8 protein-coding genes are annotated in these 11911 nt (G+C 74.8%); 7 read left to right on the forward strand and 1 reads right to left on the reverse strand.

The annotated features are described in order from the left end of the window. Positions 1-64 precede the first annotated feature (64 nt). The gene (locus tag J5O08_RS21685) at positions 65-1135 is read right to left on the reverse strand and encodes a LacI family DNA-binding transcriptional regulator (protein WP_218707479.1); all 1071 of its coding nucleotides are present in this window, start codon (positions 1133-1135) and stop codon (positions 65-67) included. 188 nt (positions 1136-1323) lie between these two features. Here J5O08_RS21685 and J5O08_RS13900 point away from each other — a divergent pair, with 188 nt between their 5' ends. The 7 genes from J5O08_RS13900 to J5O08_RS13930 all read left to right on the forward strand — a co-directional run bounded on the left by J5O08_RS13900 (position 1324) and on the right by J5O08_RS13930 (position 11827). Beyond that, a complete protein-coding gene (locus tag J5O08_RS13900; RefSeq protein ID WP_217615662.1) occupies positions 1324-2613 on the forward strand; it encodes an extracellular solute-binding protein in 1290 nt (429 codons plus the stop codon). Then, positions 2610-3560 carry a carbohydrate ABC transporter permease gene (locus J5O08_RS13905; protein ID WP_147796757.1) on the forward strand — a complete coding sequence of 317 codons (951 nt, stop codon included), beginning with the start codon at positions 2610-2612 and terminating at the stop codon, positions 3558-3560. The genes J5O08_RS13900 and J5O08_RS13905 overlap by 4 nt, the downstream gene beginning before the upstream one ends. Positions 3561-3562: 2 nt before the next feature. Beyond that, positions 3563-4465: a carbohydrate ABC transporter permease gene (locus tag J5O08_RS13910; RefSeq protein ID WP_308281619.1), complete on the forward strand. Its 903-nt coding sequence runs from the start codon at positions 3563-3565 to the stop codon at positions 4463-4465. 67 nt (positions 4466-4532) lie between these two features. Further along, positions 4533-6740 (forward strand): glycoside hydrolase family 3 N-terminal domain-containing protein, encoded by a 2208-nt coding sequence (locus tag J5O08_RS13915; protein WP_218707509.1) that lies wholly within the window; start codon positions 4533-4535, stop codon positions 6738-6740. Further along, the gene (locus J5O08_RS13920; protein ID WP_218707480.1) at positions 6737-7540 is read left to right on the forward strand and encodes a hypothetical protein; all 804 of its coding nucleotides are present in this window, start codon (positions 6737-6739) and stop codon (positions 7538-7540) included. Before J5O08_RS13915 ends, J5O08_RS13920 begins: the two co-directional genes overlap by 4 nt. A gap of 25 nt (positions 7541-7565) precedes the next feature. Further along, the gene (locus tag J5O08_RS13925) at positions 7566-10970 is read left to right on the forward strand and encodes a hypothetical protein (RefSeq protein WP_218707481.1); all 3405 of its coding nucleotides are present in this window, start codon (positions 7566-7568) and stop codon (positions 10968-10970) included. Next, positions 10967-11827: an endonuclease/exonuclease/phosphatase family protein gene (locus J5O08_RS13930; RefSeq protein WP_218707482.1), complete on the forward strand. Its 861-nt coding sequence runs from the start codon at positions 10967-10969 to the stop codon at positions 11825-11827. Before J5O08_RS13925 ends, J5O08_RS13930 begins: the two co-directional genes overlap by 4 nt. Positions 11828-11911: the final 84 nt, after the last annotated feature.

Here is an 11911-nt window from a genome sequence, read left to right on the forward strand (position 1 = left end):
GTTCTGCCCGACACGCCGGCGTGTGTCGGGCAGAACACTCCACTGATGCCCGCCCCGGGCGGCGTCAGCCCGCGCAGCCGCAGCTCGTGCGCGGGATCAGCCGGGTCGGCAGCGTCCGGAACTGCGACGCCGCGCCCGGGTCCGCGACCCGCTCCTGCAGCAGCTGCACGGCGGTCCGCCCCATGTGCTCGAACGGCTGCCGCACGGTCGTGAGCGCCGGCGTCGTGAGCCGGCCGGCGAGGATGCCGTCGAAGCCGGTCACCCGGACCCGCCCAGGCACGTCGACGCCGTGCTCCGCGAGCACGTCGAGCACCACGAGCGCGGCCTGGTCGCTCTGGCAGACCAGCGCCTCCGGAAGCCGGTCGGCGGCGGCCAGGTCGGTGAGCGCGGCGAGCCACTCGGTCGACGCCAGCCCCTCGTAGGCGGGCGGCACCGGGTCGCGCCCGGGCACCAGCGCCGCCACGGCGTCCCGGAACCCCGCGAGCCGCTCGGCGAAGTCGTACATCGACCCCTCTCCGACGAACGCCGGGTCCCGCACCCCGTGCACGCCGACGAGGTGCTCGACCAGACCGGTCATCGCCCCGCGGTTGTCGACCGAGACGTGGCTGAACGACGCGTCCGTGCCGGGCGTGTTGAACGCGACCAGCGGCACCGACTGCGCGATGGCGTGCACCGCGTCCAGGCTGTGCGTGCCCGGGAAGATCGCCAGGCCGTCCACGCGCCCGGCGATGTCGTACATCGCGGCGCCGCTCGGCGCACCGGACGCCAGCAGCAGCGCGCGCCCGTTCTCCCGGCACTCCAGCGCGAAGCCCCGCTCGACCTCGTCGACGTAGAGCGGGAACACCCGCGGGTCGCCCTCCGGGACGGCCGCGGCCTCGAGCGGCACCGGGGCGGCGGCACCGTCGGCGTCGGCCAGCATCATGTCGAACGAGTACAGCCCGAACGCCCCCGTCGCCCCGCGGGCGAGGCCCCGGGCGCTGGCGGACGGGACGTACCCGAGCTCGCGGGCGGCGTCCATCACGGCCTGCCGGGTCGCGGCGGCGACGCGCCCGGGCTGCCGGAACGCGAACGAGACGGTCGTGATCGACACCCCGGCGCGCTCGGCGACGTCGTACACGGTGGGTCGGCGGGCCACGCGGGAACTCCTCGACGGCGAGTGGCGGCGAGCGGCGGGCCGCGCCCCAGGACCGGGTTGACAGCGCCACTCTACACGCTTAGATTCCGGTTCTTGTAATGCGCATTACACCGCATTGCAGCCAGCGCTGGCGCAGGCCGACCCGCGCGCCGTGGCGCGGGCGCAGACGCCCGTTCAAGGAGGAACACATGACCCGACGTACCGTGCGGCGCGCCCTCGTCGCCGCCACCGTCACCACCCTGGCGCTCGCGCCGGTCGCGGCCTGCGGCCGGTCGGACGACGCCGGCAGCGGCGGCTCCGCCGAGGCCGGCTCGATCGCCGAGGAGGCGACGGGCGAGATCGAGATCTGGGCCGCGGCCGGCAACGGCGACGCGCTGCGCACCCTCGGCGAGCAGTTCACCGAGGACAACCCGGAGGCCTCGATCAAGGTCACCGAGGTGCCCTGGGGCGAGATCATCACGATGAACCAGACCGCCGTCGCCTCGGGCACCGGCCCGGACATCGTGATGACCGGCGCCGACCAGACCGCCTCGGTCATCGCCATGGGCGGCCTCGCGCCGGTCCCCGAGGGCGTGTACGACGAGGACGACTTCTACCCCGCCGCCGTCGCCTCGGTGACCGGCGAGGACGCGCAGTACTCGGTGCCCTGGTACGTCGAGACCCGGTTCCTGTTCTACCGCGCCGACCTGGCCGCCGAGCTCGGCTACGACGCCCCGACCACCTGGGACGAGCTCGAGGAGCTCAGCGGCGCCCTCGCCGCGCGCCCCGGCGGCGAGTACGGCCTGAGCCTGCCCCGCCCGATCGAGAACCCGGCGCAGGTCATCGTGCCGTTCGTGTCGCAGGCCGGCGGCGAGGTCAGCGACGGCGACTCGTGGACGTTCGACACCCCGGAGTTCGTCGAGGCGCTCGACTTCTACAAGGGCTTCTTCGACCGCGGCGAGGCCCCGCTGTCCGAGACCGAGGCGACGTTCGAGAACGGCGGCTCCCCGCTGCTGATCTCGGGCCCGTGGATGGTCGGCACCTACCAGGACCTGATCGACACCGGCGCGGCGCCCGAGGGCTTCACCGAGGACTCGATCGGCTACGTCCCGCTGCCCGCCGGCTCCGCCAACAACGACTCGTACATCGGCGGCGGCAACCTCGGCGTGTTCGCGTCGTCGGACAACCAGGACTCCTCCTGGCTGTTCCTGCAGTGGCTGCTCGAGGACGCGCAGCAGAAGACGCTGTTCGACCTCGCGGGCTCGTTCCCGTCGCGCGTCGAGTCGGCCGAGTACGCGCCGATCGACGACAGCCCGGTGATGTCGGTGCTCAAGGAGCAGATGCCGAACACCGTCGAGACCCCGAGCTACCCGTCGTGGTCGCAGATCGCCGAGCAGATCGGCATCTACGCCGAGCGCGTCGCGCACGGCGAGGTCACCTCGGAGGAGGCCGCGAAGGCGATCCAGGACCAGGCCGACCAGATCGGCTTCGGCTGGTGACCAGCACCACCACCGCACGGCGCACGCCGCCGTCGACGTCGCGGCGGCCGGGGAAGTCCGTGTCCCTGGCCGCCCGGCGCCGCCGGACCGCCGTCGTCGCCTGGCTCTTCGCCGCGCCGTTCGTCCTGTCGTTCGGCGTGTTCGGGCTCGTCCCGCTGCTCAGCTCGTTCGGGATGGCCTTCACCGACCTGCGGGTCAACGACATCCGCACCCCGTTCGCCGTGGACTTCGTCGGGCTCGGGAACTTCGCCGAGGTGCTGTCCGACACGACGTTCCTGCGGGCGCTGCGGAACACGCTCGGCTTCGTCGTGGTCGGCGTCCCGCTGTCGCTGTTCTCGGCGCTGGTGCTCGCGGTCATGCTGAACGCGCTCGGCCGCCGCGCCGCGACGTTCTTCCGGGTCGGCTACTACACGCCCGTGGTGACGACCATCGTCGCCGTCGCGGTGGTGTGGCGGATCATGTACCAGCCGAACGGCCTCATCAACTCGCTGCTCGCGGACATCGGGATCGACGGGCCGAACTGGCTGGGCGACACCCGCACCGCGCTGCCGGCACTGACGCTCATGGCCGTGTGGCGCAGCATCGGGTCGAGCATGGTGATCTTCCTCGCCGGCCTGCAGGCCATCCCCTCCGACGTCAAGGAGGCGGCGATGATGGACGGCGCCTCGACGGTCCAGCGGTTCTTCCGCATCACGATCCCGATGATGATGCCGACGATCCTGCTCAACGCCATCCTCACGACCACCGGCTTCATGCAGTTCTTCGACGAGCCGTTCGTCATGACCAACGGCGGTCCCCTGCAGTCGACGACGTCCATCGCCCTGTACGTGTTCAACCAGTTCCAGTGGGGCAACTACTCGGTGGGCGCGGCCGGCGCGTACGTGCTGTTCGCGATCATCAGCATCTTCGCCATCATCCAGTTCCGGTTCTTCCGGCAGAGGACATGACCATGAGCACCTCGACCCCCCTCGCGCCGGCCACGACCGCCGTGCCGCTCGCGCCCGTCGTCCGGCAGCGCCGTCGCCGCCGCCCCACGCCGGGCCGGATCGCCCTGCTCGCCGTCCTGTCGGTCGGCCTCGCCGGGACCCTGCTGCCGTTCGTCTGGATGATCCTCGGCGCGTTCAAGACGAACGCCGAGATCATGCGCCGCCCCATCACCTGGTGGCCGCAGGCGCCGACGCTCGACAACTTCCGCGCGTGGTTCTTCGAGTTCGACATGACGCGGTACTTCCTGAACTCGGTCTTCCTGGCCGTCGTCTCCGTCGCCACCACGCTGCTGTTCTGCTCGATGGTCGGCTGGGCGCTCGCCAAGCTGGAGTTCCCGGGCAAGAAGGTCCTCATCACCGTCGTCCTCGGGACCATGTTCGTGCCGGGCATCGTGACGCTGATCCCGCAGTTCGTGCTCGTCGCGAACCTCAACATGGTCGGCACCTACTGGGGCATGATCCTGCCCGGCATGGTGGGCGCGTTCGGCGTCTTCCTCATGCGGCAGTTCATGCTGGAGATCCCCGACTCCCTGCTCGACGCGGCGCGCATCGACGGCGCCGGCGAGTTCCGGATCTTCGCGCGGATCGTGATGCCGCTGTGCCGCGCGCCGCTCGCGACGCTCGCGATCTTCACGTTCATGGGCTCGTGGAACGGCTTCCTGTGGCCGCTCATCGTGTCCCAGCGCGACTCGCTGTACACCCTGCCCGTGGCGCTGGCGCTGTACACCAGCCCGACCGGCGACAAGGGCGCCGAGTTCGGCCTCCAGATGGCCGGCTCGGTCCTCATCATCGTGCCGGTCCTCGCGGTGTTCATCGCCATGCAGAAGCACTTCGTGCAGGGCATCGCCATGACCGGCATCAAGTAGGAGCACCGTGGACTACCTGGACCCCGCCCTGCCCGTCGCCGACCGCGTCGCCGACCTGCTCGCGCGCATGACCCTCGCGGAGAAGGTCGGGCAGATGATGCAGCTGTCGGCCCCGGACGGCCTCAAGGAGCAGGTGCTGGAGAAGCACGTCGGCTCGATCCTGCACCCGACGCCGGAGCTCGTGCTCGAGGCGCACGACCTGACCGAGCAGACCCGGCTGCGGATCCCGCTGCTGGTCGGCGACGACGCCATCCACGGCCACTCGTTCTGCGACGGCGCGACCATCTTCCCGACCCAGCTCGGGATGGCGGCCACGTGGTCGCCCGAGCTCGTCGAGCGGATGGCGCGCGCCACCGCGGTCGAGGCCGCGGCGACCGGCCTGCACTGGACCTTCTCCCCCGTGCTGTGCGTCGCCCGCGACCTGCGCTGGGGACGTGTGAACGAGACCTTCGGCGAGGACCCGTTCCTCATCGGCGAGCTCGGCAGCGCGGCGGTCAGGGGGTACCAGGGCACCGGCCTCGCCGACCCGACGGCGGTGCTCGCCACCGCGAAGCACTTCGCCGGGTACTCCGAGACGCAGGGCGGCCGGGACGCGTCCGAGGCGGACCTGTCGCCCCGGAAGCTGCGGTCCTGGTTCCTCCCGCCGTTCGAGCGGGTGGCCCGCGAGGGCTGCGGCACGTTCATGCTCGGCTACCAGACGATCGACGGGGTCCCGATCACCGTCAACGACTGGCTGCTCTCCGACGTGCTGCGCGGCGAGTGGGGCTACACCGGCATGCTCGTCACCGACTGGGACAACGTCGGCCGCATGGTCTGGGAGCAGCAGGTGCAGCCCGACCACGTGCACGCGTCCGCCGCGGCGGTGCGGTCCGGCAACGACATGATCATGACGACGGCGGGCTTCTTCGACGGCGCGCAGGAGGCGGTCGCGCGCGGGCTCATCGCGGAGTCCGATCTCGACGCGGCCGTGTCCCGGATCCTGACGCTCAAGTTCGAGCTCGGGCTGTTCGAGGACCGCCGCCGGCCCGACCCCGCCACGATGGGCGCGGTCGTCGGGTCGCACCAGGACCTCAACCTGGAGCTGACGCGGCGGTCGCTCGTGCTGCTGCGGAACTCCGGGGTGCTGCCGCTGGCCGGGGGCACCCCCGAGGCCGGCGCCCCGGACCAGCCCCCGCTGCGGGTCGCCGTCGTCGGCCCGCTCGCGGACGACCCGCAGACCCAGCTCGGCGACTGGGCCGGGTCCTCGGGCCAGGTCGCGTGGATGGCGCACGGGCAGCCGCGCGACATGATCACCACGGTGCTCGACGGGCTCCGCGACGGGGTGCCGGACGGCTGGACGGTCACGTACTCCCCCGGCGCCGCGATCCTCACGCACCAGGACGACCCCGAGGGTCCGTTCTTCCCGGACGGGCAGCCGCGGCCGCAGGTCGTGGCGCCGGCTCCGGTGGACCCCGAGCAGCTCGAGGCCGCCGTCGCGGCGGCGCGGGACGCCGACGTGGTCGTGGCCGTGGTCGGCGACCGGATCGAGCTGGTCGGCGAGGGCACCTCGACCGCGACGCTGGAGCTGCTGGGCGGCCAGGTGGCGCTGCTGGAGGCCGTCGCCGCCACGGGCACGCCGCTCGTCGTCGTGCTGCAGGCCTCCAAGCCGATGGTGCTGCCGCCCGCCGCCCTCGGGGCGGACGCGCTGGTCTGGGCCGCCCACCCCGGCATGACCGGCGGGCGCGCGCTGGCGGACCTGCTGCTCGGGCGGATCGAGCCCAGCGGGCGGCTGCCGATCTCGTTCGCGCGGCACGTGGGGCAGCAGCCGATCTACTACAACCAGGTCCGGGGCCAGCACGGCGTGCGGTACGCCGACCTCACGCAGGACCCGGCGTTCGCGTTCGGCGAGGGCCTCTCGTACACCACCGTCGAGTACGCCGACCTCGTGGTCGACACCGCCGAGGTGACCGCGGACGGCACCGTGCGGGCGCACGTGACGGTGACCAACACCGGTGCGCGCCCCGCGCTGGAGACCGTGCAGGTGTACGTCCGGGACCTGGTCACGTCCGCGTCCTGGGCGGACCGGGAGCTGAAGGCGTTCACCCAGGTCCCGCTCGCGCCCGGGGAGTCGGTCACGGTGCCGCTGGTGCTGCCCGCCGCGGACTGCTCGATCGTGGACGCCGCCGGGCGCCGCGTGGTGGAGCCCGGCGACTTCGAGCTGCTCGTCGGCCCGAGCAGCCGGCCGCGGGACCTGCTGCGCGCAGCGTTCCGGGTGGCGGACGGGGCGGACGCGTGAGCGCCGGGGACGCGGTCACCGGCTGGTCCGACGACCCGGCACCGGCCGACGACCTCGCGCGCCCCGCCGACCCGGCAGCCTTCCCGGTCACGCCCCGCGACCGCGACGACGCCCACCCGGGCCGCCGCCGCGGCGACGAGGTCGGCGACGGACCGTTCGGCCGCGCGGTGGCCGCGTTCGCCTGGGGCGCCGGGCTGACGGCGCTGCTCGCCGCGGCGAACCTTCCGCTGGTCGCGCTCGCGCTGCTGCTGCGCCCGGACCCGTCGCTCGCCTGGCTCGTGGCCCTCGCGGCCGTCCCGGCGGGACCGGCGCTGTCGGCCGGGCTGTACGCGGTGCGCGAGCACTACGTCGACCCCGGCGTCGCCGTGACCCGGGCCTTCGGCCGCGGCTACCGGCTCGGCTGGCGCGAGGCGCTCGCCGTCTCGACGCCGGTCTGCCTGGTCGCGGTCGTCGGCGCGGGCGCCCGGTCCTCCGGCGTCCCCGCGCTCGTCGCAGGTCTGGCGCCCGGCGCCGCCGTGCTGCTGGTCCTCGTGGCGCTGCACGCGCTCGCGCTGCGCACCTTCTTCCGCCTCCCGCTCGCCGCCGCCTGGCAGGCGGGCGCCTACTACCTCGTCGCGCGGTGGCGCGCCTCGCTGGGGACGCTCGCGCTCCTGGCCGGGGCGGTCGCCGTCGCGGCCGCGGCCTCCGACCTGCTCCTCGTCCTGCTCGGGGGCGTGTGGGTGTGGCTCTGGTACCGCACCACCGCGGGGATGCTGCGCGACGCGGTCGCACGGTTCCTGCGCCCGACGACGACCACCTGACCGCTCGACCCCGGGGACCGACACCATGCCTGACACCCTGACCCGCCTGCACCGGGACCGCACCGACCGCACCCGCACCGTCGACGCCGGCGGCGGCCTCGCCGTCCGGCTCACCCCCGCCGGCGACGTCGCCGGGATCGCCGCGCCAGGCGACCGCCTCGTGAACCAGTACCGGATCGGCGCGCACGACGCCGGGATCGCCGGGCCGTTCCTGCGCCGCACGGCCGCGGACGGGACCGTCGACCACGTCCCGCTGACCGGCAGCCGGTCGGGCGCGTCCTGGCAGGCCGGCGAGGGCGCGGTGCGGTGGACGGGCGCGGGGCTCGGCGCGGCGTGGACCGTCGACCTGGTGCTCGACCCCGCGCGGACGGCGCTGGTGTGGCGGATCGCGCTCTCGCGCTCCGAGGGCGGCGCCGAGGGCGCGACGTGGGACGTCGCCACCACGCAGGACCTGTCGCTCGCGCCGGAGCAGGCCGCGTCGTCGTCCGAGCCGTACGTCTCGCAGTACGTCGCGCACCGGCTCGCCGACTCCGCGGACCTGGGCACGGTGGTGCTGTCCCGGCAGACGATGACCTCGGCGCCCGCGCTGCCGCTGTTCGCGCTCGCGATCGCCGAGGGGTCGGTCGCCGCCGGGACGGACGGCTTCGACCTGTACGGGCCGCCGGCGCGCGCGGGCGTCACCCCGGCGTTCCTGTCCGGCGCCCCGTGGCCCGACCGCGTCCGCCAGCACGAGATGGCGATGGCGGGGCTGCTGTCGCGGGCGTCGACGCTCGCCGAACCGCTGGTCCTGCACGTCGTCGGGCGGTACTGGGACGACCGGCGGGGCGCCGTGCTCGACGCGCTGCCGGACGTCGAGGCCGAGGTGCCGGGCCTGGTGGCGCTGGCCGACGCGGCGGCCGCGGCCGGCCCCGGCGGCGCCCCGGTCGACTCCGTGGCCGCGCGCTCCCTGCTGGCCACCGCGCCGCTGCTCGGCGGCGCGCCGCTCGCGGACGCCGAGCTGCTCGCGCTCGGAGGGGCCTCGGGCGACGCACGGCACGTGGAGCGCGACGCCGACGGCCGCCTGCTGTCGTGCTTCGCCCCCGGGGGCGCCCACGTGGTCCGCGGCGAGAAGGACCTCGACCTGCTCCGCCCGCACGGCCACGTGCTGCTCGCCGGCGACTCGCTCAGCCCCGACCGCGCCGTGCTGTCGACGACCGTCTTCGCCCACGGCGTGTTCGGCTCGCACACGGTGCTCGGCAACACGAGCTTCGACACGCTCACGACCGTGCACCGGAACCACCTCAACCTGCTGCGGGCCAACGGCGTCCGGGTGCTGGTCGACGTCGACGGCGCGTGGCGCCTGCTCGGCGCGCCGTCGGCGTTCGTGCTCGACGTCGGGGAGGCGCGCTGGGTCTACGACCTGCCGGGCGTCCGGCTCGAGGTGCGGACGGTGGCGGACGCGTCGCGGGACGCGCTGCTGCTCGAGGTGGTCGCCTCGGCGCGCGTCGACGTGCTCGTCACCACCGAGGTCGAGCTCGGCGGCGGCGCCTGGCAGCCCCGGGCGGACGACGACGCGGTGGTGCTCGTCGCCGACGACGACACCGCCACCCGCCGGCACCACCCCGGCCTCGCCTACGTGCTCGCGGCGACCCCGGACGCGGGGATCGCCGGCGACGACCCGCTGTACGCGGACGGGGCGCCGCGCGGGACCTCGGTGGTCACCGTGCGCGGCACCGCCGGCGCGGGCGCGGCGCTGCGGATCGCGACCACGGCCGACCGGGACGGCGGGCGGGCCGCCGCGGACCTGGCCCGGGACGTCGTGGCGCGCGGGCTCGACGCCGAGCGCGAGGCGGCGGGCCACCGCGCCACCCTCGCCCGGCTGACCCGCGGGCTGTCCGTCGCGGAGGACTCCCGGCTCGCCGAGCTCGAGACGCTGCTGCCGTGGTGGGCGAACGACGCGCGCGTGCACTACCTGGTGCCGCACGGCCTCGAGCAGTACCAGGGCGCCGCCTGGGGCACCCGCGACGTCTGCCAGGGTCCGTTCGAGCTGCTGCTCGCCGCGGGGCGCCTCGACGGCTGCCGCGACGTGGTGCTGCGCGTCCTGGGCTCGCAGGCCGTCGACGGCACGTTCCCGCAGTGGTTCATGTTCGACGCCTACGCCGAGATCCTGCAGGAGCACGCGCACGGCGACGTCGTGCACTGGCCGCTGTTCGCTCTGGGCCAGTACCTGCGGGCGTCGGGCGACGTCGCGGTGCTGGACGCGCCGGTGCCGTTCCGCACCGGTGAGCCAGCCACCGTGGCGGACCACCTCGACGCGCTCGTCCGGCACCTGGAGACCGACCTGGTGCCCGGGACGTCGCTGCCCGCGTACGGCGACGGCGACTGGGACGACACGCTCCAGCCCGCCCGATCGGAGATGCGCGCCTCGATGGCCTCGACGTGGACCACCGCGCTGGCCGTCCAGGCCCTGGAGCTCGCCGCCGAGCAGCTGCGCACCGCCCCCGCCGCGGCGGGCCTGGTCGCCCGGATGGACGCGCTCGCGACCGCGATCACGGCGGACCTGCGGCGGCACATGCTGCCGGACGGGGTCGCGGCCGGGTTCGTCACGGTCGTGGACGGCGTGGCGACCCCGGTCATCCACCCGCGCGACACGTCCACCGGCCTGACGTACCGGCTCATCCCGATGACCCAGCTCGTGCTGGCCGGGGTGCTCGACCAGGAGGAGGCCGACCGGCACGAGGCGATCGTCCGGGAGCACCTGCTGTTCCCCGACGGCGTGCGGCTGACGGACCGGCCGACCCGGTTCGCGGACGGCGAGACCGAGTCGTTCCGGCGCGCCGAGCAGGCGGCGTTCTTCGGGCGCGAGGTCGGCCTCATGTACGCGCACGCGCACATCCGGTGGGCCGAGACCCTGGCCGCGCTCGGCCGGGCCGACGTCGCCGACGAGCTGCTCCGGCTGTCCCCGATCGGCATGCGCGAGCGGGTGCCCAGCGCCCTGCCGCGGCAGCGCACCTGCTACACCTCGTCGTCGGACGCCGCGTTCCCCGACCGGTACACCGCCGCGCGGGACTTCGAGCTGCTCCGCACCGGCGAGGTGCCCACGGCCGACGGCTGGCGCGTGTACTCCTCCGGCCCCGGGATCTACCTGCGGCAGGTGCTGCACGGGCTGCTCGGCCTGGACGAGCGCCGCGACGTTCTCGTCGTCGGCCCGACGCTGGCGGCGGAGGACGACGGGCTGGAGGTCGCGCTCGACCTGGCGGGCGCCCGGCGGACGGTGCGGTACCGGGTCGACCCGGCCGCGACGGCGGTGACGGTCCGCGTCGACGGGCGGGACGCACCGACGACACCCGTGGCGCACCCGTACCGGTGGGCGAGCGCCGCGCTCGACCTGGCGCTGCTGGACGGCGCGGCGGTCGTCGAGGTGACCACGCCGGCCGGCACGCGGTCGTGACGGACGCGCTGCGCGTCGGCACGTACAACCTGTGGGTCGCGCACTGGCCGGCCACCCGGACGTACGACCGCGCGCCGCTGGTCCGCGCGGCGCTGGACCACGTCGACGTCCTCGGCACCCAGGAGGGCACCACCGCCCACCTCGCGGCGCTGACGCACGGCACGGGGTTCGCCGCCGTCGGGCGGTCGCGGGACGGCGGGACCACCGGGGAGCACGCGGCGGTCCTGTACCGGACCACGCGCCTGGCGGTGCTGGCGACCGGGGACTTCTGGCTCTCCCCTACGCCCGAGGTGCCCAGCACCGGCTGGGACGCGAGGTACCGCCGGCTGTGCACCTGGGCCCGGTTCCGGGACCTGGCGACCGGGGCGACGTTCGCGCTGCTCAACGCGCACCTCGACCACGAGGGGGCGCGGGCCCGGGTCGAGTCCGCGCGGCTGCTGCTCGAGCGGGCCGCGGATGTCGCGGAGGGCGGGCCGGTCGTGCTCACCGGCGACCTCAACGCGGAGCCGGGGTCGGAGCCGCTGCGGGTGCTGCTGGGCGCGGACCCGGCCGCGCCGGCCGCGCCCGTCGTCGGGGCCGGTGGCCGGGCCGTCGACGCCGCGCCGGGACCGGCCCTGCTGGACGCCCGCGCGGCGAGCGCGACGCCGCCCGCGGGTCCGCCGACCACGTTCACCCAGCTGCTCGACCCGGACGCGCCGGTCCCCGGGTCCGCGCTGCGGCAGCGGATCGACCACGTCCTGGTGAGCCCGGACGTGGCGGTCGAGTCGTACGTCGTGCTCGACGCCCGCCCGGGCGGCCACCACCCGTCGGACCACGACCCGGTCGTGGCGACTCTCCGGCTCCCGCCCCCGGCCTGACCCCTGAACCTCCCCGAGGCCCCGACTGGAACTGAGTGGAGGGGTGGGGGCGGCACGCGCCGGCCGGGGGGGCCGGGCGGGGCA

The sequence above is a fragment of the Cellulomonas sp. PS-H5 genome, from assembly GCF_019265565.1.
Taxonomy (GTDB): Bacteria; Actinomycetota; Actinomycetes; order Actinomycetales; family Cellulomonadaceae; genus Cellulomonas.